Annotated in this window: 25 protein-coding genes and 1 riboswitch; of the genes, 15 read left to right on the forward strand and 10 right to left on the reverse strand. The window is 71.1% G+C overall.

The features are described 5' to 3' along the window. The first annotated feature begins 4 nt into the window (after positions 1-4). From H4N64_RS13710 to H4N64_RS13735, 6 genes are all read left to right on the forward strand, one after another. On the forward strand, positions 5-508 hold the full coding sequence (locus tag H4N64_RS13710; RefSeq protein WP_186282559.1) for an Lrp/AsnC family transcriptional regulator: 504 nt from the start codon (positions 5-7) through the stop codon (positions 506-508). Positions 509-630: 122 nt separating this feature from the next. After that, entirely contained in the window at positions 631-1,443 is an 813-nt protein-coding gene (ddaH, locus tag H4N64_RS13715) for a dimethylargininase (RefSeq protein WP_186282560.1), read from the forward strand. Continuing rightward, positions 1,440-2,657 carry an ornithine--oxo-acid transaminase gene (gene rocD / locus H4N64_RS13720; RefSeq protein WP_186282561.1) on the forward strand — a complete coding sequence of 406 codons (1,218 nt, stop codon included), beginning with the start codon at positions 1,440-1,442 and terminating at the stop codon, positions 2,655-2,657. The genes ddaH and rocD overlap by 4 nt, the downstream gene beginning before the upstream one ends. Positions 2,658-2,768: 111 nt before the next feature. Next, positions 2,769-5,216, forward strand: coding sequence for a SpoIIE family protein phosphatase (locus tag H4N64_RS13725; protein WP_186282562.1), 2,448 nt, complete (start codon positions 2,769-2,771; stop codon positions 5,214-5,216). Positions 5,217-5,285: 69 nt separating this feature from the next. Next, positions 5,286-6,515 carry a PP2C family protein-serine/threonine phosphatase gene (locus H4N64_RS13730; RefSeq protein WP_186282563.1) on the forward strand — a complete coding sequence of 410 codons (1,230 nt, stop codon included), beginning with the start codon at positions 5,286-5,288 and terminating at the stop codon, positions 6,513-6,515. Positions 6,516-6,682: 167 nt separating this feature from the next. After that, complete coding sequence (locus tag H4N64_RS13735; RefSeq protein WP_186282564.1) at positions 6,683-7,408, forward strand: lysophospholipid acyltransferase family protein; 726 nt, start codon at positions 6,683-6,685, stop codon at positions 7,406-7,408. Positions 7,409-7,433: 25 nt separating this feature from the next. Here the strand turns inward: H4N64_RS13735 and H4N64_RS13740 are convergent, their stop codons facing one another. The 7 genes from H4N64_RS13740 to H4N64_RS13770 form a co-directional block, all read right to left on the reverse strand. Beyond that, positions 7,434-8,201 carry an urease accessory protein UreD gene (locus H4N64_RS13740; RefSeq protein ID WP_186282672.1) on the reverse strand — a complete coding sequence of 256 codons (768 nt, stop codon included), beginning with the start codon at positions 8,199-8,201 and terminating at the stop codon, positions 7,434-7,436. Then, positions 8,198-8,875, reverse strand: coding sequence for an urease accessory protein UreG (gene ureG / locus H4N64_RS13745; protein WP_186282565.1), 678 nt, complete (start codon positions 8,873-8,875; stop codon positions 8,198-8,200). The genes H4N64_RS13740 and ureG overlap by 4 nt, the downstream gene beginning before the upstream one ends. Positions 8,876-8,965: 90 nt before the next feature. After that, positions 8,966-9,640 (reverse strand): urease accessory protein UreF, encoded by a 675-nt coding sequence (locus H4N64_RS13750; protein ID WP_186282566.1) that lies wholly within the window; start codon positions 9,638-9,640, stop codon positions 8,966-8,968. Continuing rightward, positions 9,640-11,361 carry an urease subunit alpha gene (locus tag H4N64_RS13755; RefSeq protein WP_186282567.1) on the reverse strand — a complete coding sequence of 574 codons (1,722 nt, stop codon included), beginning with the start codon at positions 11,359-11,361 and terminating at the stop codon, positions 9,640-9,642. The genes H4N64_RS13750 and H4N64_RS13755 overlap by 1 nt, the downstream gene beginning before the upstream one ends. After that, positions 11,354-11,665, reverse strand: coding sequence for an urease subunit beta (locus tag H4N64_RS13760; protein ID WP_186282568.1), 312 nt, complete (start codon positions 11,663-11,665; stop codon positions 11,354-11,356). Before H4N64_RS13760 ends, H4N64_RS13755 begins: the two co-directional genes overlap by 8 nt. Before the next feature lie 11 nt (positions 11,666-11,676). Then, on the reverse strand, positions 11,677-11,979 hold the full coding sequence (locus H4N64_RS13765) for an urease subunit gamma (protein WP_186282569.1): 303 nt from the start codon (positions 11,977-11,979) through the stop codon (positions 11,677-11,679). A 110-nt stretch (positions 11,980-12,089) separates the two neighbouring features. Then, entirely contained in the window at positions 12,090-12,716 is a 627-nt protein-coding gene (locus H4N64_RS13770; RefSeq protein WP_186282570.1) for a TetR/AcrR family transcriptional regulator, read from the reverse strand. Positions 12,717-12,837: 121 nt separating this feature from the next. Here H4N64_RS13770 and H4N64_RS13775 point away from each other — a divergent pair, with 121 nt between their 5' ends. Further along, positions 12,838-13,821: an ABC transporter permease gene (locus H4N64_RS13775; protein ID WP_186282571.1), complete on the forward strand. Its 984-nt coding sequence runs from the start codon at positions 12,838-12,840 to the stop codon at positions 13,819-13,821. On the opposite strand, the gene H4N64_RS13780 is transcribed toward H4N64_RS13775, so the two are convergent. After that, the gene (locus H4N64_RS13780; RefSeq protein WP_186282572.1) at positions 13,818-14,105 is read right to left on the reverse strand and encodes a type II toxin-antitoxin system Phd/YefM family antitoxin; all 288 of its coding nucleotides are present in this window, start codon (positions 14,103-14,105) and stop codon (positions 13,818-13,820) included. The two genes, H4N64_RS13775 and H4N64_RS13780, sit on opposite strands and share 4 nt — an antisense overlap. Before the next feature lie 97 nt (positions 14,106-14,202). Between H4N64_RS13780 and H4N64_RS13785 the strand changes: the two genes are divergently transcribed. The 3 genes from H4N64_RS13785 to H4N64_RS13795 all read left to right on the forward strand — a co-directional run bounded on the left by H4N64_RS13785 (position 14,203) and on the right by H4N64_RS13795 (position 16,182). Further along, on the forward strand, positions 14,203-14,847 hold the full coding sequence (locus tag H4N64_RS13785) for an ATP-dependent Clp protease proteolytic subunit (RefSeq protein ID WP_186282573.1): 645 nt from the start codon (positions 14,203-14,205) through the stop codon (positions 14,845-14,847). 7 nt (positions 14,848-14,854) lie between these two features. After that, positions 14,855-15,163 (forward strand): hypothetical protein, encoded by a 309-nt coding sequence (locus tag H4N64_RS13790; RefSeq protein ID WP_186282574.1) that lies wholly within the window; start codon positions 14,855-14,857, stop codon positions 15,161-15,163. 416 nt (positions 15,164-15,579) lie between these two features. Next, positions 15,580-15,705, forward strand: a riboswitch (cyclic di-AMP (ydaO/yuaA leader). 3 nt (positions 15,706-15,708) lie between these two features. Further along, on the forward strand, positions 15,709-16,182 hold the full coding sequence (locus tag H4N64_RS13795; protein WP_186282575.1) for a C40 family peptidase: 474 nt from the start codon (positions 15,709-15,711) through the stop codon (positions 16,180-16,182). A gap of 178 nt (positions 16,183-16,360) precedes the next feature. Here the strand turns inward: H4N64_RS13795 and H4N64_RS13800 are convergent, their stop codons facing one another. After that, on the reverse strand, positions 16,361-16,819 hold the full coding sequence (locus H4N64_RS13800; protein ID WP_186282576.1) for an ATP-binding protein: 459 nt from the start codon (positions 16,817-16,819) through the stop codon (positions 16,361-16,363). Between the two features lie 212 nt (positions 16,820-17,031). Between H4N64_RS13800 and H4N64_RS13805 the strand changes: the two genes are divergently transcribed. Together H4N64_RS13805 and H4N64_RS13810 are read left to right on the forward strand one after the other, a co-directional pair. Continuing rightward, positions 17,032-17,898, forward strand: coding sequence for a helix-turn-helix domain-containing protein (locus tag H4N64_RS13805; protein ID WP_186282577.1), 867 nt, complete (start codon positions 17,032-17,034; stop codon positions 17,896-17,898). 9 nt (positions 17,899-17,907) lie between these two features. Next, on the forward strand, positions 17,908-18,135 hold the full coding sequence (locus tag H4N64_RS13810) for a DUF397 domain-containing protein (protein WP_186282578.1): 228 nt from the start codon (positions 17,908-17,910) through the stop codon (positions 18,133-18,135). Positions 18,136-18,216: 81 nt separating this feature from the next. Here H4N64_RS13810 and H4N64_RS13815 read toward each other — a convergent pair whose 3' ends face one another. Further along, positions 18,217-19,344: an 8-amino-7-oxononanoate synthase gene (locus H4N64_RS13815; RefSeq protein WP_186282579.1), complete on the reverse strand. Its 1,128-nt coding sequence runs from the start codon at positions 19,342-19,344 to the stop codon at positions 18,217-18,219. Between the two features lie 147 nt (positions 19,345-19,491). Between H4N64_RS13815 and bioB the strand changes: the two genes are divergently transcribed. The 3 genes from bioB to bioD are packed head-to-tail and all read left to right on the forward strand — an operon-like array spanning position 19,492 to position 22,631. Continuing rightward, positions 19,492-20,646, forward strand: a complete 1,155-nt coding sequence (gene bioB / locus H4N64_RS13820; protein WP_186282580.1) for a biotin synthase BioB — start codon at positions 19,492-19,494, stop codon at positions 20,644-20,646. After that, on the forward strand, positions 20,639-21,919 hold the full coding sequence (locus H4N64_RS13825) for an adenosylmethionine--8-amino-7-oxononanoate transaminase (RefSeq protein ID WP_186282581.1): 1,281 nt from the start codon (positions 20,639-20,641) through the stop codon (positions 21,917-21,919). Before bioB ends, H4N64_RS13825 begins: the two co-directional genes overlap by 8 nt. Before the next feature lies 1 nt (position 21,920). Next, positions 21,921-22,631: a dethiobiotin synthase gene (bioD, locus tag H4N64_RS13830; protein WP_186282582.1), complete on the forward strand. Its 711-nt coding sequence runs from the start codon at positions 21,921-21,923 to the stop codon at positions 22,629-22,631. Position 22,632 lies beyond the last annotated feature (1 nt).

Genomic DNA, 22,632 nt, shown 5'->3' on the forward strand with positions numbered 1-22,632 from the left:
CGCCATGAACAGCAGGCCCACGCCGTTCGACGACCTCGACCGGAAGATCATCACCGCCCTGATGGCGAACGCCAGGACCAGTTTCGCCGAGATCGGCGCGGCCGTAGGACTGTCCTCCACGGCGGTCAAGCGACGAGTGGACCGGCTCCGGGAGACCGGTGTGATCACCGGGTTCACGGCCACGGTGAAGCCGTCGGCGCTGGGCTGGCGCACGGAGGCGTACGTCGAGGTGTACTGCGAGGGCGCGGCACCGCCGCGGCGGCTCGCGGAGGTGGTCCGCAACCATCCGGAGATCACCGCGGCGATGACGGTGACCGGCGGCGCGGACGCGTTGCTGCACGTCCGGGCGCGGGACGTGGAGCATTTCGAGGAGGTGCTGGAGCGGATCCGCGTCGAGCCCTTCATCCGGAAGACGATCAGCGTGATGGTGCTGTCCCATCTCCTCCCGGAAAGCCCGGAGGCGGGCGCCAGCCACGCGGCACCGGACGGCGCAGCAGACCTGCGCTGAGCAGCCGAACAACGCAGCATTCCTGCGCGAAGACGCAGCCCTGGTTCCTTGTCGGGCTTCTCGATCCCTTCCTACCTTGGTGTCAACCCAGTCCACACCGCACGAAGCGGAGGAACCCCTCTGTGCCCGAAAGCCGTGTGCCGCGCCGACGGCGCTTCCTCGTCTGCGAACCCAGACATTTCGCCGTGCAGTACGCGATCAATCCCTGGATGCACCCGGACACCCGGGTCGACGTCGATCTGGCCCAGGAGCAGTGGCAGTCGCTGATCCGCGCCTACCGCGCCCACGGCCACACCGTCGACACGGTGGAGCCGGTCCCGGGCCTGCCCGACATGGTCTTCGCCGCGAACTCGGCGGTCGTCGTCGGCGGCCGCGTCTTCGGATCCCTCTTCCACGCACCCGAGCGGCGCCCGGAGTCCACGCACTACGAGACCTGGTTCAAGACGGCGGGCTTCGACGTGTACCGGCCCGAGTCCGTGTGCGAGGGCGAAGGCGATCTGGTGTGGACGGGCCGCTATGTGCTCGCCGGCACCGGTTTCCGCACCACCCGTGAGGCGCATCGGGAGGTGCAGGAGTTCTTCGGCCACCCGGTGATCAGCCTGACGCTGGTGGACCCGTACTTCTACCACCTCGACACGGCGCTGTTCGTCCTCGACGACAACAACATCGCCTACTACCCGGAGGCGTTCTCGCCGGGCAGCCGTGAGGTGCTCGCGCGGCTGTACCCGGACGCGGTGCTCGCCACCCGCGACGACGCGTCCGCGTTCGGCCTGAACTCCGTGTCCGACGGCCGTCATGTCTTCATCGCGCCGCAGGCCGAGGCCCTGGCCGCCCGGCTGGACGCCCGCGGCTATGTCCCCGTCCCCGTCGACCTGTCGGAGTTCCGCAAGGCCGGCGGTGGCATCAAGTGCTGCACCCAGGAGATCCGCTCATGACCGCTCCCGCGCAGACCCGTTCGTCCACCGATCTGATCCGCGCCGAGGAACCGGTCCTGGCGCACAACTACCACCCGCTGCCCGTGGTCGTGGCCCGCGCCGAGGGCACCTGGGTGGAGGACGTGGAGGGCCGCCGCTACCTCGACATGCTGGCGGGCTACTCGGCACTGAACTTCGGCCACCGCCATCCGGCGCTGATCGAGGCGGCACACGCCCAGCTCGACCGGCTGACCCTCACGTCCCGGGCCTTCCACAACGACAGGCTCGCCGAGTTCGCCGAGCGGCTGGCTGCGTTGACGGGCCTGGACATGGTGCTGCCGATGAACACGGGCGCCGAGGCCGTGGAGAGCGGTATCAAGGTGGCCCGCAAGTGGGCGTACGAGGTCAAGGGCGTCCCGGCCGACCAGGCCACCATCGTGGTCGCGGCGGACAACTTCCACGGCCGTACGACGACGATCGTGTCCTTCTCCACGGACGAGACCGCTCGGCAGGGCTTCGGGCCCTTCACCCCGGGCTTCCGGATCGTGCCGTACAACGACCTGGCCGCGCTGGAGGAGGCCGTCGACGACACCACGGCGGCGGTGCTCATCGAGCCCATCCAGGGCGAGGCGGGCGTGGTCATCCCGGACAACGGCTATCTGGCCGGGGTGCGGGAGCTGACCCGGCGCAAGGGGTGCCTGTTCGTCGCGGACGAGATCCAGTCGGGTCTCGGCCGCACCGGCCGCACCCTCGCCGTCGAGCACGAGTCGGTCGTGCCCGACATGCTGCTCCTCGGCAAGGCGCTGGGCGGCGGCATCGTCCCGGTGTCCGCGGTGGTGGCCCGGCGGGATGTGCTCGGGGTGCTGCGGCCCGGTGAGCACGGCTCGACGTTCGGCGGCAATCCGCTGGCCGCCGCGGTCGGCACGGCGGTGGTGGAGCTGCTGGAGACGGGCGAGTTCCAGCGCCGGGCCGTCGAACTCGGCGTGGTCCTGCGGGGCGGTCTGGCGGCGCTGGTCGGCAAGGGAGTCGTCGGCTTCCGGGCGCGTGGCCTGTGGGCGGGCGTGGACATCGACCCGGCCGTGGGCACCGGGCGGGAGATCGGTGAGCGGCTGATGCGGGAGGGTGTGCTGGTCAAGGACACCCACGGCTCCACGATCCGCCTCGCACCCCCGCTGACGATCAGCGCCGAGGAGCTGACCGGGGCGCTGGCCTCGCTGGAGAAGGTGCTTGCCTGAGGCTCGCGGTGGCCGTCACTCCTTCTCGCTGCGAGGGTGAACACTGGGATCAGAGGTGGTAGACCACTGACGTGGACCGCTCTCAGCGACCCCAGGGACGGAGAGGCGGCCGTGGGCACACATGAGGAGCACGCCGCGGAGCGGCATCGGTTCGACGTGGCCGATGCCGCCCCTGTGCTGCTCGACGCCCAGGGCCTGGTGACCTGCTGGACCAGCGGGGCCCAGCGGCTGTTCGGGTACGGTGCGGCGGACGTGGTGGGCAGGCCGGTCTCGGCCTTGCTGTCGGCCGAGGACGCGGCGCGCGTCCCCGAACTGGCCGAACGCTGTCGCCGGGACGGCGGCTGGGCGGGACTGCTGACCGCCCGGCGCGCGGACGGCCGTGAGCTGCGGGTCATGGTGCGGGTCGTCGCCGCGCCGGAGCCGGACGGTCCGGCGCGCTGGCTGGCGCTGCTGTCGGAGATGGATCAGGCGCCCGGCTGGGACATGAGCCGGACGATGCTGGAGCAGATGGTGGCCCGCTCGCCCGTCGGCATAGCGATCGTGGACACCGACCTCAGGTTCGTCTGGTCCAACGCCGCACTGGAGGAGTTCGGCGGCGGACCGCCGTACCAGCGGCTCGGGCGACGGCTCAGGGACATACAGCCCGGTCTGGACGCGGCGAGCGTCGAGACGCAGATGCGGCGCGTGCTGGAGACCGGCGAGCCGGTGATCGGCTACGAGCATCTGGGCCATGTGCGCTCCGCCCCGCACCGGGAGACGGCGCACATGATGTCGTTCACCCGGCTCGACGACGACCGGGGCCGGGCGATGGGCGTCTACTACACGGTCGTCGACGTCAGCGAGCGGCACCAGGCCCGCCGTCGGCTCGCCCTGCTGGACCGGGCGGGCCGGCACATCGGCCGCACCCTGGACGTGGTGCACACCGCCCAGGAGCTGGCCGACGTGGCCGTGCCGGGCTTCGCCGACCTGGTCGGGGTGGACCTGCTGGAGTCGGTGCTGAGCGGCGGGGAGCCCGCGCCGGGGCCGCTGAGCGACAGCGGGCCGGTGCAGTTGCGCCGGGCGGGCCACCGCTCGGTGGACGAGGACGAGGCCGTCGGCATCGGCTCGGTCGCCACCTACCTGGCCGGGTCGCCGCCGATCCGGTGTCTGACCACCGGCAGCTCCTGGCGCGCGGAACAGCTCGATCCGCTCGCCCGGGAGTGGGCGACGGACGTGCTCGGCCGGGAGGCCACCTTCCGGGAGCTCGGTCTGCACAGCGTGATGATCGTGCCGGTCCGCGCGCGGGGCGTCACCCTGGGGATCACCACGTTCTTCCGGCGGCGCCGCAAGGAGCCCTTCGACGAGGACGATCTGCGGCTCGCCGAGGATCTGGTGTCGCGGGCCGCGGTCTGCGTGGACAACGCCCGCCGCTACACCCGCGAACGCGACGCGGCCCTGGTCCTGCAGCGCAGTCTGCTGCCCCACCGGCTGTCCGAGCAGGACGCCGTGGAGGTCGCCGCCTGCTACCGGCCCGCCGACGAGCTGACCGGCCTCGGGGGCGACTGGTACGACGTGGTGCCGCTGTCCGGGGCGCGGGTCGCCCTGGTGGTGGGCGAGGTGCCCGGGCACGGCATCGGCGCCGCCGCGGCGATGGGACGGCTGCGTACGGCCGTACGGACGCTCGCCGCACTGGATCTGCGGCCCGAGGAGGTGCTGGCGCATCTCGACGACCTGGTCGGGCGGTCGGCCCGGGACGACGGTGTGGCGCCGGACGCGGAGGGCGCCGACAGCATGCGGGCGGTGGGGTCCGGGTGTGTGTACGCGGTGTACGACCCGGTCGACGGGCAGTGCACCCTGGCCGCCGCGGGCCATCCCTCCCCGGCCGTGGTGCTGCCCGACGGCGAGGTCACCTTCGTCGATCTGCCGCAGGGCCCGCCGCTCGGCATCGGCGGTCCGCCGTTCGAGTCGGTCGAGACGGTGCTGGCCGAGGGCAGCACCCTCGCCCTGTACACGGACGGTCTGCTGGCCCGTGGGGACTCCCGGGCCGTCGACGCGGACCCCGACCGGCTGCGGCCGGCCCTGGAGCGCCCCGCCCCCTCACTCGCCCTGCGTTCCAGGGCCGTGGTCGACGCGCTGGTCCCGGCGCGGCCGCACGACGACGTGGTGCTGTTGATGGCCCGCACCCGGTTGCTCGGCGACGACCAGGTCGCGGACTGGGACCTGCCGAGAGACCCTGCCATGGTCGCCGACGCCCGCAAGAACGCCACCCGCCAGCTGACCGAGTGGGGCCTCGAACCGCTGGCCTTCACCACCGAGCTGGTCGTCAGCGAACTGGTCACCAACGCCATCCGGCACGCCACAGGACCCATCCGGCTACGGCTGATCAGGGAACGCTCACTGATCTGCGAGGTCCTCGACGGCGGCGCCTCCGCACCGCATCTGCGCCACCCCCGCGTCACCGACGAGGGCGGCCGCGGGCTGCTGCTGGTGTCCCAGTTCGCCGAGCGGTGGGGCACCCGTTTCGCCCCCGAGGGCAAGATCATCTGGGCCGAGCAGTCGCTCACGGAACCGAGGGATTGATCAGCGGACTCATCACATATGCGACATGACATGCCAAACTGGGTTGACCCCGGTGGTGAGGCGGGAGCCATGAACGACACGGCGATCGACTACGCGGCGGTCTTCCAGGCCCTGCCCGGCATTTTGGCGCTCCTGACGCCCGACCTGGTCTACGCGGACGTCAACGAGGACTTCCTGCGCGTGACAGGGCGCACACGCGAGCAAGTGGTCGGCCACCACATCTTCGATGCCTTCCCGGAGAATCCTGACAATCCATCCGCAAAGGGCATGCGCAACGTGGAGGCCTCGATGCGCCGGGTGCTGGCCACCGGCGAGCGCGACACCATGGCCCTTCAGCGATACGACGTCGAGTATCCCGACCGGCCGGGACAGTGGGAGGAGCGCTACTGGAGCCCGGTCAACGCCCCGGTCCTCGGGCCCGACGGAAAGGTGCGACTGCTGGCCCACCGGGTCGAGGAGGTCACGGAACTGATCCGGGCCCGCGGCGGCCCGAGCGGCACCCGGACCCGGGTGCTGGAGGCCGAGCTGTACACGCGCGCCCGGGAGCTCCAGGAGCTCAACGACCGGCTCCGCCAGGCCCACGCCCGCGAACGGGAGGTGGCCCTGGCCCTCCAGGAGGCGATGCTGCCCGCCCGCCGGCAGGTCCGCCATCAGGCCGTCGCCGTGCGCTACCGGCCCGCGGTCGGCGCGCTCAACGTGTGCGGGGACTGGTACGACCTGGTGGACCTGGTCGGCGGCAACCGCCTCGGCGTGTCCGTCGGCGACGTGGTCGGGCACGGCCTTCCGGCCGCCTGCGTCATGGGCCAGCTGCGCAGCGCCCTCAGCGCCGCCTCGCGCGTCGCCGCGGGGCCCGCCCAGGCGCTCGACGTCCTCGGCCGGTACGCGCATGTCGTGGACGGCGCCGAATCGGCCACCGCGGTCACCACGTTCGTCGACTTCGACCACCACGCCATCGCCTACAGCAGCGCGGGCCACCCACCGCCCGCGCTGCTGCATCCCGACGGCCGCGTGGAGTTCCTCGACAAGGCCACCGACCCCCCGCTCGACGCCCGCCCCGACCCGATCCCGAGACCGCAGGCGGAGACCGGGTTCACCGAGGGCGCCACGCTGGTGCTGTACACCGATGGACTGGTCGAACGGAGATACGAGGACATCTACGCCGGTCTCGCCCGGCTCGCCGACTCCCTCGTCGCCCACCGCCACGAAGACCCCGAGACCCTCGCGGACGCGGTCCTGCTGGACCTGCTGCCCTCGGGCGGCGCCACGGACGACACGGCACTGGTGGTCGTACGGCTCTGACCTGACGTGAGGACCCTGTCAAGGTCGTCGGAAAGGTCTGCGCCACTCGTCCCCGGCCCGGTTCCGGCCGCCACCGCCGACGCCTACACTGGCACCCCCACAACACGCCGGTTGACCTGCCGGAACACGGCAGTTGAGCCGATCCGCCGGAGTAGAGGAGCGACTCCTTGTTCTACTACCTGCTCAAGTACGTGTTGCTGGGCCCGCTTTTGAGACTCGTCTTCCGCCCCCGCACAGAAGGCCTCGAACACGTTCCGTCCACCGGAGCGGCCATCGTCGCGGGCAACCACCTCTCCTTCTCGGACCACTTCCTGATGCCCGCGATCCTCAAGCGGCGCATCACCTTCCTGGCCAAGGCCGAGTACTTCACAGGCCCCGGTCTCAAGGGCCGCCTCACGGCCTTCTTCTTCCGCAGCGCCGGCCAGATTCCGGTCGACCGCTCCGGCAAGGAGGCGGGCAAGGCCGCGATCCGCGAGGGCCTCGGGGTGCTGCGCAAGGACGAGTTGCTCGGCATCTACCCGGAGGGCACCCGCTCCCACGACGGCCGCCTGTACAAGGGCAAGGTCGGGGTCGCGGTGATGGCCCTCAAGGCCGGAGTGCCGGTGATTCCCTGCGCGATGATCGGCACCTTCGAGGCCCAGCCGCCGGGCAAGGTCATCCCCAACATCCACCCCGTGGTCATCCGCTTCGGCAAGCCGCTCGACTTCTCCCGCTACGCCGGAATGGAGAACGAGAAGGCGATCCTGCGCGCCATCACCGACGAGATCATGTACGCCATCCTGTCCCTCTCCGAGCAGGAGTACGTGGACGAGTACGCGGCCGTCGTCAAGGCGAAGCAGGCCGAGGCGAGCGGACACAAGGAGCGCAGGTTCCGGAGGATCCCGCTCGGCTGAGCCCCCTGGAGCAAGGGGAGTCGGGCTACCGCCCGGGAGTGAGAGACCCCAGCGCCTCGTCCAGCAGCCGACGCAGTACACGCGCGTCCGGCGCGACGGCGGTCACGAGTACGGCGGGACCGGGCAGCGGCATCAGTACGGCGCTCTCCCCGAGACACCTCGCGGTAACCGGCTCACTCCCGAACTCGTGCCGTACGACGACGAGTTGCCCGACAGCGCGATGCCCCGCAAGACCTGCGGGCCCGTCCCAGCCGCCCGGCGACCCGGGCCCGCAGGCGAGTTCCTGATCGAGCACGGTCCGCCCGGCGATCCGCACGGTCAGCCGACTGGTGAGCCGCCCCGGCTCCTCCCCCACCCGCCCGAGCACCTGCTCCTCGCGCAGCACGAGCCGGGCGTTCGCACCGAGGTCGGCCCGTGTGGTGACGTACAGATCGCTGCCGCCGGCGCAGATCAACTGCTCGGGCAGCCAGCGCAGTTCGCCGCCGTCGGCGACGGTGAGCCGGACGTCGTAGCGGGCGTCGCCCTTGGCCTGCCCCGGGAGGGCGATGGTCGCGGCGGCGGATCCGACGTGCAGTCGGGCGCCCTCCGCCACATCGGCCTCGACGGCGAAACGGTCACCGCCCAGGGGCCCGCTCATCGCGCCGACGAGCATGACCCGGGCCTCGCTCCCGCTCCCCCGGGTGCGCCGCAGCGCCAGCGGCCCGTCGCCCTCCAGCACGGGCAGCGCCGTACCGCCCCTGCCGTCGCCGCGCGCGCCGATCCGTGCGGTGGCGGCGACGCCGGTCGCGATCACGCCGACCACGCGGCGAGCTGAGCGCGCACCCAGTCGGCGACGTCCCGCACCCCGTCCTCGGCCCGCAACGACTGGAACACCACCGGCAGTTCGGCTCGCTGCGCCTTGGCGTCGGCCGCCATCCGGGCGAGGTCGGAGCCGACGTAAGGGGCGAGGTCGGTCTTGTTGACGACGAGCAGGTCGGCGGTGGTGACCCCGGGCCCGCCCTTGCGCGGAATGTCATCGCCACCTGCGACGTCGATCACGAAGATCTGCGCGTCGACGAGCCCCTTGGAGAAGGTGGCGGTGAGATTGTCCCCGCCGGACTCCACGAGGATCAGCTGCAGCGGCCCGACCTCGTCCTCCAGATCCTCCACGGCTTCGAGGTTGGCGGAGATGTCGTCCCGGATGGCGGTGTGCGGACAGGCGCCCGTCTCGACGGCGGTGATCCGCTCGGGCGGCAACACGGCCTCGCGCAACAGGAACTCGGCGTCTTCGCGCGTGTAGATGTCATTGGTCACGACGGCGAGGGACAACTCATCGCGCAGGGCCCGGCAGAGCGCGGCAACGGTAGCGGTCTTCCCGGACCCGACGGGCCCACCGAGCCCGATCCGAAGGGCACGACGAGAGCCGTCGGGGCGACGGGCGTCGGCGCTGACGGCGGAGGGTCCGTCGTGGGAGTGGTCGAGATGCATATACGGCTCCAGTTCTGCCGGCCTTGCGCTTTTCAGCCCGTCCGGCGGGTCTTTCGGTCGGGATGGGGAAGGTGCGGCGGGGGCGGAAACTCACGACGCGAACAACCGCACAGCCCAAGCCGCATGCACCTCCGCCCCGATCTCCAACAGCGGCGAGGACGAGGCGGGCAGCGCATCGACCCCGTTGTCGACGACCTCCCGCGCAGCCTCCACCGCCTGATCCACCACAAGGTCCATCTCGTGCGCCAGCCGAGCCAACACCGCCGTGGCCTCGAACGGATCAAGACTCAACAACCGCACGGTCGCGGACGCGGGCCCACTGACGCTCTCGTACACCGCGCAGTACGCGGCATCCACCGGCCCGAGCCCAGCCGCCCGAGCCGCGACCCCCAACACCACTGGCTGATGCGCCCCCTTGGGAAACGCCCGAGCCAGCGCATCAAGCTCACCGGACGGCCAGACGGCCCGAGCGGCCCGCAACAACTGCCGCCCCAACTTCCGCGCGGCGACCCGCAAGGCGGGCGAAGGCGTCCGCGCATCGGCAGCCGCGTCCAACGACACCGGATCCACCCCGAGCGCGGCCGACGCCGCAAGCGCCGCGGCCACCCGCCCCGCCGTGTGCAACCGCCCCCGACAGAAGTCCTCCAGACTCCCGGCCCCGGTGACCCGCCCGGCCTTGACAGCCGCCTCGGCCCCACCGGAGTGCGCATGCCCTCCGGCGGGAAACCGGCCGTCGGCCAGGACGAGAAGCGCTGCCCTGGACATCAGAAGAGGAAGTACCGCTGAGCCATGGGCAGTTCAGCGGCCGGGGTGGCCTCGACCAGCTCCCCTTCGATGTGCACGGCAAAGCTGTCGGGGTCCACGCGCACCTCGGGCCGAGCGTCGTTCTCCCGCATATCGGCCTTGGTGACACCCCGAGTCGACTCGATGCCCACGAACCGCTTCCCGAGCTGAAGCCGCTCGGGCAACCCGTCCTCGATCGCCAACGGAGCGACGAAGTTGAAGGAGTTGGCGGCGGGCCCCCGCCCGATCGCGCCGAACATCGGCCGGGGAAGAATCGGCTGCGGCGTGGGAATCGACGCGTTGGCGTCGCCCATCTGCGCGTACGCGATCTGCCCGCCCTTGATGACAAGCTGCGGCTTGACCCCGAAGAACGCGGGCTCCCACAGCACGAGATCGGCGAGCTTCCCGGTCTCCACGGACCCGACCTGCCCGGCGATCCCCTGGGCGAGGGCGGGGTTGATCGTGTACTTGGCGACGTACCGCCGTACCCGGAGATTGTCCGCGTGCCCGTCCCCCGGCAGCGCCCCCCGCCGCCGCTTCATCACATGCGCGGTCTGCCAGGTCCGCATGATGACCTCGCCGACGCGTCCCATGGCCTGCGCGTCGGAGGAGATGATCGAGATGGCGCCGAGGTCGTGCAGGATGTCCTCGGCACCGATCGTGGAGGGCCGGATCCGGGACTCCGCGAAGGCCAGGTCCTCCGGCACCGCCGGGTTCAGGTGGTGGCACACCATCAGCATGTCGAGGTGTTCCTCGGCGGTGTTGACGGTGAACGGCCGCGTGGGGTTGGTGGAGCTGGGCAGCACATGCGGCTCGGAGACCACGGTCATGATGTCCGGCGCATGCCCGCCGCCCGCGCCCTCGGTGTGGTACGCGTGAATGCCGCGCCCGCCGATGGCGGCGAGCGTGTCACCGACGAAACCGGCCTCGTTCAACGTGTCGGTGTGGATGGCGACCTGGATGCCGGTGCGGTCGGCGACAGTCAGCGAGGCATCGATGACGGCGGGCGTGGACCCCCAGTCCTCGTGCAGCTTCAGCCCCATCGCGCCCCCGCGGATCTGCGACAGCATCGCCTCGTGCGAGACGGTGTTGCCCTTGCCGAGGAAGCCGATGTTGAGGGGGTACTGCTCCATCGCCTCCAGCATCCGCGCCAGATGCCACGGGCCAGGCGTCACGGTGGTCGCCTTGGAGCCCTCGGCCGGTCCGGTACCGCCGCCGATCAGCGTCGTGACCCCCGAGCCCAGGGCCTCGTCGGCGATCTGCGGGCAGATGAAGTGGACGTGCGCGTCGATGGCACCGGCCGTGAGGATCCGCCCGTTGCCCGCGATGACCTCGGTCTCGGGGCCGATGACGAGGTCGGGGTGGACCCCGTCCATGGTGTCGGGGTTGCCCGCCTTGCCGATGCCGGTGATCCGGCCGTCGCGGATGCCGACGTCGGCCTTGACGATCCCCCAGTGGTCGATCACCACCGCGCCGGTGATGATCGTGTCGGGGGTGCCGTCTGCGCGCGTAGCACGCGACTGGCCCATGGACTCGCGGATGACCTTGCCACCGCCGAACACCGCCTCGTCACCGGCGAGTCCGGGCCCGCCGGAACGGTCCTCCTCGATCTCGACGATCAGATCGGTGTCGGCGAGCCGGATCCGGTCGCCGGTCGTCGGGCCGAACAGGTCGGCGTACGCGGCACGCGAGATCTCAGGCATCGAGGGCACCTCCGGTCTCCCCACGCAGTCCGGGCACGACACGGGCGCCGGCGAGCGGGACGAGTTCGACGTCGACGGGGATTCCGGGCTCGAAGCGCACGGCGGTGCCGGCGGCGATGTTGAGCCGCTTGCCGCGGGCGGCGCCGCGGTCGAATTCCAGACCGGGGTTGGCCTCGGCGAAGTGGTAGTGGGAGCCGACCTGGACGGGCCGGTCGGCGGCGTTGAGGACGGTCAGCCGGGTGACCTCACGGCCCTCGTTGAACACGACGTGCTCGTCGGCGAACAGGATCTCTCCGGGAATCATCGAAGCGCCCCTCAGACGATCGGCTCGTGGACGGTGACGAGCTTGGTGCCGTCCGGGAAGGTCGCCTCGACCTGGACGTCATGGATCATCTCCGGGATGCCCTCCATGACGTCGTCCCGGGTGAGCAGCTTGCGCCCGGAGGCCATGAGCTCGGCGACCGTACGGCCGTCCCGCGCGCCTTCGAGGATGTGCGAGGTGATGAGGGCGACCGCCTCGGGGTGGTTGAGCTTGAGCCCCCGGGCCCGGCGCTTCTCGGCCACGTCGGCGGCCACATGGATCAGCAGCCTCTCTTGCTCGTGCGGGGTCAGTTGCACGTCCCACCTCACAGTCCTCGCTCCGGACCGTGCGGGGCCCGGTTGCCGCAGCCACGGGCAAAGTCCCTGGTGGCGTGGAGGGAGGCTAGTTGGACCGAGTTTCGGGCAAGTTAACCGAGCTGTGATCCCGTCATGCTCATCAGGGCGCGCAGACCGTCCTGGAGGACCTCGACCGGGGCCGGCCCGAGCAGGGACTGCTGGGCGATGAAGCCCTGGACGACGGCGACCATGGTGCGCGCGACATGCTCGGCCGGAATGTCCGACCGCATCATTCCGGCCTCCTGGTAGGCCTCGGCCACCCGGATCCAGGCCGTGGTCACCACGCCGTACACCTCGTCCATGACGAGCGCGAGCTCCGGGTTGCGTACGGTCTCCGCCCACACCTGCATGATCAGCCGCGGGAAGGCGGGCTCGCCTTCGACGGACAGGGTGCCCCAGATGCCGAGCGCGCGGCCTAGGACCTCGCCGACCAGCACGTCCGGCGGCGGGGGCGGGCTCTGCCGGGTGACCTCCTCGAACGCCGCGCGCACTTCGGCGAGGACGCCCTTGACGATCGCGGCGATCAGCTCGTCCTTGCCGCTGAAGTAGCGGTAGACCGCCCCGGCCGAGAGGTCGACCTCCTTCAGCACGTCCTGCATGGAGGTGGCGTGGAAGCCGTTGCGGGCGAAGCAGCGGGCGGCGCCTTCCAGGATCTGGCGGCGGCGGGCGTCGAGGTGTTCCTGGGATACGCGGGCCATGCCTCCGAATGTAAAACGAACGTTCTTTCTTGACAAGGGCGCGAGAGGAGTCGGACCGTGGTGTCAGAACTAAAACGAATGATCGTTCTCTATAGCTCCATCGCACACGCAAGGGGGAACCATGTCCACCCGCCGCCGACTGATCGCGGTCGTCGTCCTCGTCCCGCTCCTCGCGGCCCTCGCGCTGTGGGCCTTCGCCTGGCCCGCCGCCCGTACCGCACCCCGTGACCTGCCGCTCGGCGTGGCCGGACCGGCCGCCGCCACGGCTCAACTGGAGCGGCAGCTCGCCCGGCAGGAGGGCGCGTTCGAGATCCACCGTTACGCCGACGAGGCCGCCGCCCGCGACGCCGTCGAGGACCGGTCCGTATACGGCGCGATCGTCGTCGCCCCGGAAGGCACCGAACTGCTCACGGCCTCGGCGGGCAGCCCTGTCGTGGCCCAGTTGCTCCAGGAGCGGCTGGGGCGCCAGGCTGCCGTCGAGAGCACCCGGCTCACGACCGTCGACGTGATGCCCGCACCGGAGACCGACCCGCGGGGCGCGGCCCTGACCGCGAGCGTGCTGCCGCTCGCCCTGGCCGGCATCGCGGCCGGCGCGGTGGTGACCCTGCTCGGGCTGCGCGGCACTCGGGCCGTGGCCGCCCTCGTCGGCTCCGCCGTGCTGGTGGGCCTCGCCGCGACCGCCGTGGCGCACAGCTGGCTGGAGGTCATCGACGGCAACTGGTGGGCGGAAGCCGGGGTACTGGGCCTTGCGACGCTTGCGGTGAGCGCCGCCGTCGCCGGTCTGGCCGCACTGCTCGGACCCGCCGGGATCGGGATCACCGCGGGTCTGGTCATGCTGTTCGGCAACCCCTTCTCCGGGGCGGCCTCGGCGCCGGAGATGCTGCCGGAGCCGGTCGGCGCGGTCGGGCAGTGGCTGCCGCCGGGCGCGGGCGCCGCCGCGCTGCGTTCGACGGCCTTCTTCGACGGCGCCGCGGCGACGGGGCCCGCCCTGACGCTGACCTGGTGGGCCGCGCTGGGCCTCGGCGCCGTACTGCTCGGCACCCTGCTGAAGCAGCGGACGGAGAGTGAGCCCGCGGCCGAGCGGGAACTCGCCTCGGTGTCCTAGGAGGCGCCCGGCCCCGTGTGCTCGGCGGCGATACCGAAGCGCTGCCGTTCGCGGGGGGCCGAGGCGACCTCGCGGACGCCGGAGATCGCGCTGATCACCTGCTCCTCCGGGAGATCGGCGGGGTCCGCGAGCTGTTCGAGCCGTTCGAGGTCGGCGGCGGACACCAGGGCGACGAGGGGCTTGCCGTGCCGTGTCACGACGACGCGCTCCCCGCCGTAGACCACCCGGTTGATCAGGTCGGCGAGCTCAGCCCTGGCTTGCGTCACCGGAATCTCGTAGGCCATGCACCCATCATAACGTCATGTACGTCCTGTACATTTTTTACAGAGACAGCTCGGAGACAGCCCGGAGAACCAGCTCTGCCGCGAGGAGGGGGTCCTGATGACCCGACCGTCCACACCGTCCGCCCGCCATGTCCTGCCCGAGTTCACCGAGCGCACCAGCTACGGGACCCGGACGATGGATCCGTACTCCAAGCTCCTGGAGGAGCGGATCGTCTTCCTCGGAACGCAGATGGACGACACCGCGGCGAACGACGTGATGGCGCAGTTCATGTACCTGGAGCACCAGTCCCCCGACCGGGACATCTCGCTGTACGTCAACTCCCCCGGCGGCCCGTTCAGCGCCATGTCCGCGATCTACGACACCATGCGCTACGTCACCTGCGACGTGGAGACGATCCTGCTGGGCCAGGCAGGTCCGACCGCCGCGGTGCTGCTCGCGGCGGGCACCCCGGGCAAGCGGTACGCGCTGCCGGACGCGCGCGTGGTGCTCAGCCAGCCCTCGCTGCCCGAGCCGGTGGAGGGTCAGGCGAGCGATCTGGCCATCCAGGCCGAGGAGTTGACGCGCATCCGGACCCTGCTGGAAGAGATGCTCGCGCGGCACACGGGGCGCGAGCCGGAGCAAGTGCGCGCGGACATCGAGCGGGACAAGGTGCTGAACGCCCAAGAGGCCCTGGAATACGGGCTGGTGGACGGGATCATCCCGAGCCGCAAGGCCTCGCGCACCGCTCCGGGCGCGAGGTGAGCCGCGGATGCTGCCACCGGAGCTGCCGCCCCTGCCCGCTCTGACACGCGCCGAGGGCGAGTTGATCGACCGATACCTCGACGTGGTCGATCTGCTCGCGCGGATCAACCCCGCGAATCACGGCGACACCTACCGCGGGCTGCGCGCCGCCCAGGCGCTGGTCACCAAGGCGGCCGAACTGCGGGACGCGCTGGCGCTGATGCACCAGCGGGGCGAGACCGAGGTGCACGCCCCCACGCTGGCGCGTGCGCTGCGTGTGCTGGACGGAGAGCGCCGCACGGCTCGTGTCACGGTGCCCCCGCGCTCGGACAGTTGACGCAATCGTTCCCGGTCCGGACACCTCGCGATGGCGCCGAGGCGTCCGGACCGGAGTTGAAACGGACCAAACGAGGTACCCCCTTTCGGCGTAGTCGCGTCTCCTTTTTCCGGCCCGTCAGGGTTGCGCAACGCGCGTTACCCCGGAACCGGAAGAGACGTTCCGTCGCTGGTCCGGGCATCCCCCAGCGCCTCGACACTAGTTCGAACGGAGCAGCGACCACCCGAACGGGTGAGTGGTGAGTAACACCACAAATCCCCGGTTCCGTTGGGATTTCCGGACACCCGTGAGCCAAGATCCCTGTCTGACGACAAGCCCCCGCCACAGCGGCGGGGCGGTCCGGGCGGACGCCGAGTCCTGCCGCCGCCCGGATGACCGGTCGACAGGAGTGGATCGGCAGGAGTGGAGGACCCGAGCACGACGGGTCGCCGGCACGGAGGTTCGTGCCGAGCAGCCCTTGGGGTGAAGCCGCATCGCGGCCGGGCAACTTCGCCAGCCCGAATCCGACAGGTCATCCTTCACAGGCGGCTGACGAAGGGTTGCGCATGACTGCGCTCAATCGTGTCCCGTCGCTCATGGCCCGGGCCGGTACGGCTTCGGCCCTCACCATCGCCGCCGTGGGCGGTTCGATCGTGGCCCCGGGCCTCTCCTCCGAAGCGGAGGCGGCCACACCGGCGACGAAGGCACTCCAGGTCGCGGCCTCCAAGAAGGGCTCCCCGTACAGGTGGGGGGCCGTCGGACCGCACCGCTTCGACTGCTCCGGGCTCACGCTGTACTCGTACAAGAAGGCAGGCAAGAAGCTGCCTCGTACGGCGGCCCAGCAGTACAACAAGTCGCGCCATATCTCCGCCAAGAGCCGCAAGGCCGGCGACCTCGTGTTCTTCCACTCGGGGTCGAACGTCTACCACGTCGGCATCTACGCCGGGAAGGGGAAGATCTGGCACGCCCCGAAGTCCGGGGACGTGGTGAGGCTGCAGAAGATCTGGACCAAGAGCGTCTGGTACGGCCGGGTGAGCTGACCCGGCCGCCCGAGGGGCGGCGGCGCCCTGACACGCCGCCGCCCCAAAGGGTGTGACGCGGGCTCAGAGCCCCCTTCCAGGAGGAGGGCCGTACCCAGGGCCGCCAGCGGCTCCGCCGTCGAGGGGGGCGGCGCCTGCCGTGGACGAGTTTCGGGCGCCGGTGCGGGGGAGGCGTTCGCTAAGGCTCCTGCTGGATCGAGGTGTTGACCGCGCGGGCGGGTACGGTCCAGGGGAGTTCGATGGAGACCGTTTTGCCGCCCTCGCGGGTGGGCCTGACTCTGAGTCGGCCGCCGCACTCGGCGGTCAGCCAGCGGATGATCACCAGGCCGCGGCCGTTGTCCTGCTGGACGGCGGCGGGCAGGCGCTTGGGGAAACGCGGGTGACTGTCGGTGACCCCGATGCGCAGTTGTTCGTCATGGTGCAGTTCGATGTCCACCGTGAAGGTGGGTGACTGGCCGAGGGTGTGCTGTACGGCATTGGTGGCGAGTTCGGAGACGATGAGTCGGATGGTGTCGGCCACGTCCGTCTCCGCCGACAGACCCCATTCCGCGAGGGTGCTCACGACATAGCCCCGGGCCGCGGAGACCGAGGCGGGATCGCTCGGCAGAGTGACGGATGCTTCCAGATGGTCTGCCATGACGACGTCGTCCCTTTCCCACGGGACCGCAGTCCGACACGGAGCGGAAGGTTCGAGTACGGTCCCGGACTGGTGCTTCATCGCCAGACTGCCATTCCCGCGCCGGTCACGGTGGCGATCCACCAAGATATGCATATATCTGTCGCTCAAAGCGGTGAACTCTGCTACGCGAAACCGTATTTGGGCGGCCCGGTTGGAGTAAGGAGTAGCGCATGCAGAACGGTCCCGCGGTACGCCGCCGAAAGCTGGGCGCCGAACTGCGCGCGTTGCGCACCGGTGCGGGGCTCACCAGTGGCGAGGCCGCGCGTCTGGTGGGCTGGCACCAGTCGAAGGTGAGCCGGATCGAGACCGGCGCCAGCGGGGTGAAACCGGCCGACGTGCGGTTACTCCTGGACGCCTACGGCGTCGCCGACTCCCAACTGCGGGAGTTGCTGCTGGTGTTGGCCGGGTCCGACGGCGGCGCCGGACGGCACCACTGGTGGCACGCGTATCGCGGAGTGCTGCCGCCGACCTACCGGGACTTCATCAGCCTGGAGTCCCAGGCGAGCGCGATGCGGACCCTGGAGACCTCCGTGGTGCCGGGGCTGTTGCAGACGCCCGAGTACGCACGGGCGGTGACCCGGGCCGCGGTGGGCGGCCTGGACGAGACGGACGAACGCCTGGACGCGCTGGTCGAGGTGCGTCTCGCCCGGCAGGACGTGCTGCGCGGCGAGCCGCCGCTGGAGCTGAGCGCCGTACTGGACGAGGCGGTGCTGCACCGGGAGATCGGCGGTCCGGGCGTGATGGGCCGACAGCTGTGGCGGCTCGTGGAGGCGGGGCGGCTGCCTCAAGTGCGCTTGCAGGTCCTGCCGTTCAGGGCCGGGGCGCACATCGGCATCACCGGGCCTTTCGTTATCTTCCTGTTCTCGCACACTTCTGATCTGGATGTGGTTGTTCTCGACCACTTGACGAGTAGCCTCTACCTCGAACGGAAAGAAGACCTCCAGGCGTACTCGGAGGCCTTCACCACCCTCCAGATCCACGCCCTTTCACCCGAGGAATCGTTGGATTACATCGCCGGGATAGCTGACGGCGCGTAAGGAGGCACCATGTCTGCACTGCCTCGGAACGTACCTTCCAGTACCGATCTGTATGACGTGCACTGGCTGCGCAGCAGCTACAGCACGGGCGCGAACAACTGCGTGGAGACCGCTCGGCCGCTGACCGGTCCCTGGGCCGGACTGCTCGCCGTACGCGACTCCAAGGCCCCGGCCGGGCCCGCGCTGCTCTTCTCCCCCGAGAGCTGGGCGGACTTCACGGCCGCATTCCAGCCCTGACCGTTCCGATCAAGTCCCGATCAATCCCAATCAGTTCCGATCATTTCCGCAGCCGCGGCGGCAGGGCCGTGTCACGCCGACTCATGGTCGTGTCTCGCCGATGATCCGTACAGCGCGTTCGATCTGCCCGTCCGTGAGGTCCGCGCGGGCGGTCAGCCTCAGCCGTGAGATGCCGTCGGGCACGGAGGGAGGACGGAAACAGCCCACGGCCAGGCCCGCCGCCCGGCAGTCCGCCGCCCAGCGCACGGCCCCCTCCGGGGAGGGCGCGCGCACGGAGACGACCGCGGCGTCCGGACGCACCGCCTGATGGCCCGCGGCCGTCAGGCGGGCGTGCAGTTCGCCGGCCACCGCACGCGCCCTGGCCGCCCGCTCCGGCTCCCGCCGCAACAAGCGCAGGGCCGAGAGGGCGGCACCGGCCGCCGCGGGGGCGAGGCCCGTGTCGAAGATGAACGTCCGCGCCGCGTTGACCAGGTGGTCGATCACCCGGGCCGGACCGAGCACGGCACCGCCCTGGCTGCCCAGTGACTTCGACAGCGTCACCGTGACCACCACATCGTCGGCGCCCGCGAGCCCCGCCGCGTGCGGGGCTCCCCGGCCACCGTCGCCGAGCACGCCCAGGCCGTGCGCGTCGTCGACGACGACTCCCGCGCCGTACTCCCGGCACGCCTCGGCGAGCCCGGCCAGCGGGGCGGCGTCGCCGTCCACCGAGAAGACCGTGTCGGAGACCGCGACAGCCGGTCCTTCGTGCGTCTGGAGCGCCTTGCGCACGGCGTCCGGTTCGGCGTGCGCGACCACCTGGGTCGTACCCCGGGCCAGTCGGCAGCCGTCGATGAGCGAGGCGTGGTTGCCCGCGTCGGACACGATCAGCGAGCCGTGCGGGCCGAGCGCGGTGACCGCGGCGAGGTTGGCCGCGTAGCCGGAGGAGAAGACCAGCGCCGCCTCGAAGCCGCAGAAGTCCGCCAGCTCGCGCTCCAGCTCGCCGTGCAGCTCCGTCGTACCGGTGACGAGCCGGGAGCCGGTCGCGCCGCCGCCCCAGGTCCGCGCCGCCCGGGCCGCGCCCTCGGTGACCTCCGGGTGGTGGGCCAGACCCAGGTAGTCGTTGCTGGCGAGGTCCAGCAGCGGCGAGTCGGCGGGGCGGGGACGCAGCGTCCGTACGAGTCCGGCGCGGCGGCGCAGCTCCGCCTGCTCGTCGATCCAGCCGAACGCCATGGGTCCTCCGGGGATTTTGTAGGCAGCGCACAGACACTAGCGGGACGACCAGGCACCCACGGTGTGGCAATACCCACACCTCGAAGGGCCTGAGTTGTACGAACTCTCCTTGGCCGGGGACCACTCCTTAGGACAGGATCTGCTCTCATGGACCTGCTGAACACGCTGCTGGACAAGGGGCTGCGGCGCGAGCTGCCGACCCGCGAGGAGGCCCTCGCCGTCCTCGCGACCTCCGACGACGACCTGCTCGATGTGGTGGCCGCGGCCGGAAAGGTGCGCCGGCACTGGTTCGGCCGCCGGGTGAAACTGAACTACCTGGTCAACCTCAAGTCCGGCTTGTGCCCCGAGGACTGCTCCTACTGCTCGCAGCGGCTCGGCTCGACCGCCGGGATCCTGAAGTACACCTGGCTCAAGCCCGACGAGGCGTCGAAGGCCGCGGCCGCGGGGCTCGCGGGCGGCGCCAAGCGCGTCTGTCTGGTGGCCAGCGGACGCGGTCCGACCGACCGTGACGTGGACCGGGTCTCGGACACCATCAAGGCGATCAAGGACCAGAACGAGGGCGTCGAGGTGTGCGCCTGCCTCGGCCTGCTCTCCGAGGGCCAGGCCGAGCGGCTGCGCGAGGCGGGCGCCGACGCCTACAACCACAACCTGAACACCTCCGAGGCCACCTACGGCGACATCACCACCACCCACACCTACGCCGACCGCGTCGACACCGTGAACAAGGCGCACGCGGCCGGTCTGTCCGCCTGCTCCGGTCTGATCGCGGGCATGGGCGAGAGCGACGAGGACCTGGTGGACGTCGTCTTCTCGCTGCGCGATCTTGACCCGGACTCGGTGCCGGTCAACTTCCTGATCCCGTTCGAGGGCACCCCGCTGGCCAAGGAATGGCACCTCACCCCGCAGCGCTGCCTCAGGATCCTGGCGATGGTGCGGTTCGTCTGCCCGGATGTCGAGGTACGCATCGCGGGCGGCCGTGAGGTCCACCTGCGCACGATGCAGCCGCTCGCGCTGCACCTGGCCAACTCGATCTTCCTCGGCGACTACCTCACCAGCGAGGGCCAGGCGGGCAAGGCCGACCTGGACATGATCGCGGACGCCGGGTTCGAGATCGAGGGCACCGACGAGGTGACACTGCCGGAGCACCGGGCGGGCGGCGGCTGCGGCTCCGAGAGTTCGTGTGGTTCCGAGGGGGTCTGCGGTTCCGCACCGGCCGTGCAGACCGAGCCCGGCGAGGCACGCACCGACCTGGTCGCCGTCCGCCGTCGGGGCGCCGGAACGGACCTCGCGCCCAATGCCTGACCTGAGCGTGCCCGAGCTGCTGGACCTCGACCGCAGGCACGTGTGGCATCCGTACGGTCCCATGCCGGGTCGGCAGGAACCGCTGGTCGTGGAGTCGGCGAGCGGGGTACGGCTGCGGATGGCGGACGGCTCGGGCGAGCTGGTCGACGGGATGTCGTCCTGGTGGTCGGCCATCCACGGCTACAACCACCCGGTGCTCAACGAGGCGGCGCGCGAGCAGCTCGGCCGGATGAGCCATGTGATGTTCGGCGGGCTCACCCATGAGCCCGCCGTCCGCCTCGCGAAGCTCCTTGTCGATATGTCGCCAAATGGTCTGGAGCATGTGTTCCTCGCCGACTCGGGTTCCGTGTCGGTCGAGGTCGCGGTCAAGATGTGCCTGCAGTACTGGCGCTCGCTCGGCCGTCCCGGCAAGCAGCGGCTGCTGACCTGGCGGGGCGGCTACCACGGCGACACCTGGCAGCCGATGTCGGTGTGCGATCCCGAGGGCGGGATGCACGAGCTGTGGACCGGAGTCCTCCAGCGCCAGGTCTTCGCGGACCCGCCGCCGGCCGAGTACGAGGAGTCGTACGCCGACCGTCTGCGGGCGCTGATCGCGCGGCACGCCGATGAACTGGCCGCGGTGATCGTCGAGCCGGTGGTGCAGGGCGCGGGCGGGATGCGGTTCCACTCCCCCGCCTATCTGCGGGTGCTGCGCGAGGAGTGCGACACGCACGGCGTGCTGCTGGTGTTCGACGAGATCGCGACCGGGTTCGGGCGCACGGGCGCGCTGTTCGCCGCGGAGCACGCGGCGGTGACGCCGGACGTGATGTGCGTGGGCAAGGCGCTGACCGGCGGCTATATGACGATGGCCGCCACACTGTGCACCTCGCGCGTGGCCGACGGGATCTCCCGGGGCGAGGTGCCGGTGCTGGCGCACGGGCCGACGTTCATGGGCAATCCGCTGGCGGCCTCGGTGGCCTGCGCCTCGATCGAGCTGCTGCTCGGCCAGGACTGGCTCGCGGAGATCAAGCGGATCGAGGCGGGACTGCGGGACGGGCTGGCACCCGCGCTCGACGTGCCGGGCGTCAAGGACGTACGGGTGCTCGGTGCCATCGGGGTCGTCCAGCTGGACCACCCGGTGGACATGCGGGCGGCGACGGAAGCCGCCGTGCGCGAGGGCGTGTGGCTGCGGCCGTTCCGCGATCTGATCTACACGATGCCGCCGTATGTCACGGGCGACGCCGATCTGGCGCGGATCGCGCGTGCGGTGTGCGCGGCGGCGCGGGAGGGCTGAGATGACGGTTCTGGTGATCACGGGCACCGGCACGGAGATCGGCAAGACGGTCACCACCGCCGCGGTCGCCGCCACGGCCCTCGCCTCCGGGCGCACGGTGGCCGTGCTGAAGGCCGCGCAGACGGGGCTGCGGCCTGACGAGCGCGGGGACGCCGCCGAGTGCGCGCGGCTCGCCGGCGGGGTGACGACGGCCGAGCTCGCCCGCTATCCCGAGCCGTTGGCTCCGGCGACGGCGGCGCGCCGGGCGGGGCTGGCGCCGGTGCGCCCGCATGAGATCGCCGAAGCCGCCGCGCAGCTGGCCACCGAGCACGATCTGGTGCTGGTGGAGGGGGCGGGCGGACTGCTCGTCCGCTTCGACGACAAGGGCGGCACGCTCGCCGACGCGGCCGAACTGCTGGCGGCACCGGTCCTGGTGGTGGCGTCGGCGGGTCTGGGCACCCTGAACTTCACGGAGCTGACGGCCCGTGAACTGCGTTCACGTCGGCTGGACTTGCTCGGTATGGTGATCGGGAACTGGCCCGACGCGCCTGATCTGGCGGCGCGTTGCAATGTGGCGGATCTGCCGGAGGTGGCCGGAGCGCCGCTGCTCGGGGCGCTGCCGGCCGGGTCGGGGGCGCTGGCACCGGCCGACTTCCGTGCGGCGGCGCCGGGTTGGCTGGCTGCCGAGCTGGGCGGGACCTGGGACGGCGTGGCCTTCCGGGAACGCGTCTGAG

It is taken from the genome of Streptomyces cupreus (genome assembly GCF_014257025.1).
GTDB lineage: Bacteria > Actinomycetota > Actinomycetes > Streptomycetales > Streptomycetaceae > Streptomyces > Streptomyces cupreus.

Excerpts from the sequence above, each read along its gene's own strand:
- H4N64_RS13710 (WP_186282559.1), top strand. The coding sequence starts at position 5 with ATGAACAGCAGGCCCACGCCGTTCGACGACCTCGACCGGAAGATCATC.
- rocD (WP_186282561.1), top strand. The coding sequence starts at position 1,440 with ATGACCGCTCCCGCGCAGACCCGTTCGTCCACCGATCTGATCCGCGCC.
- H4N64_RS13730 (WP_186282563.1), top strand. The coding sequence starts at position 5,286 with ATGAACGACACGGCGATCGACTACGCGGCGGTCTTCCAGGCCCTGCCC.
- ureG (WP_186282565.1), bottom strand. The coding sequence starts at position 8,875 with ATGCATCTCGACCACTCCCACGACGGACCCTCCGCCGTCAGCGCCGAC.
- H4N64_RS13750 (WP_186282566.1), bottom strand. The coding sequence starts at position 9,640 with ATGTCCAGGGCAGCGCTTCTCGTCCTGGCCGACGGCCGGTTTCCCGCC.
- H4N64_RS13755 (WP_186282567.1), bottom strand. The coding sequence starts at position 11,361 with ATGCCTGAGATCTCGCGTGCCGCGTACGCCGACCTGTTCGGCCCGACG.
- H4N64_RS13760 (WP_186282568.1), bottom strand. The coding sequence starts at position 11,665 with ATGATTCCCGGAGAGATCCTGTTCGCCGACGAGCACGTCGTGTTCAAC.
- H4N64_RS13770 (WP_186282570.1), bottom strand. The coding sequence starts at position 12,716 with ATGGCCCGCGTATCCCAGGAACACCTCGACGCCCGCCGCCGCCAGATC.
- H4N64_RS13775 (WP_186282571.1), top strand. The coding sequence starts at position 12,838 with ATGTCCACCCGCCGCCGACTGATCGCGGTCGTCGTCCTCGTCCCGCTC.
- H4N64_RS13780 (WP_186282572.1), bottom strand. The coding sequence starts at position 14,105 with ATGGCCTACGAGATTCCGGTGACGCAAGCCAGGGCTGAGCTCGCCGAC.
- H4N64_RS13785 (WP_186282573.1), top strand. The coding sequence starts at position 14,203 with ATGACCCGACCGTCCACACCGTCCGCCCGCCATGTCCTGCCCGAGTTC.
- H4N64_RS13790 (WP_186282574.1), top strand. The coding sequence starts at position 14,855 with ATGCTGCCACCGGAGCTGCCGCCCCTGCCCGCTCTGACACGCGCCGAG.
- H4N64_RS13795 (WP_186282575.1), top strand. The coding sequence starts at position 15,709 with ATGACTGCGCTCAATCGTGTCCCGTCGCTCATGGCCCGGGCCGGTACG.
- H4N64_RS13800 (WP_186282576.1), bottom strand. The coding sequence starts at position 16,819 with ATGGCAGACCATCTGGAAGCATCCGTCACTCTGCCGAGCGATCCCGCC.
- H4N64_RS13805 (WP_186282577.1), top strand. The coding sequence starts at position 17,032 with ATGCAGAACGGTCCCGCGGTACGCCGCCGAAAGCTGGGCGCCGAACTG.
- H4N64_RS13810 (WP_186282578.1), top strand. The coding sequence starts at position 17,908 with ATGTCTGCACTGCCTCGGAACGTACCTTCCAGTACCGATCTGTATGAC.
- H4N64_RS13815 (WP_186282579.1), bottom strand. The coding sequence starts at position 19,344 with ATGGCGTTCGGCTGGATCGACGAGCAGGCGGAGCTGCGCCGCCGCGCC.
- bioB (WP_186282580.1), top strand. The coding sequence starts at position 19,492 with ATGGACCTGCTGAACACGCTGCTGGACAAGGGGCTGCGGCGCGAGCTG.
- H4N64_RS13825 (WP_186282581.1), top strand. The coding sequence starts at position 20,639 with ATGCCTGACCTGAGCGTGCCCGAGCTGCTGGACCTCGACCGCAGGCAC.
- bioD (WP_186282582.1), top strand. The coding sequence starts at position 21,921 with ATGACGGTTCTGGTGATCACGGGCACCGGCACGGAGATCGGCAAGACG.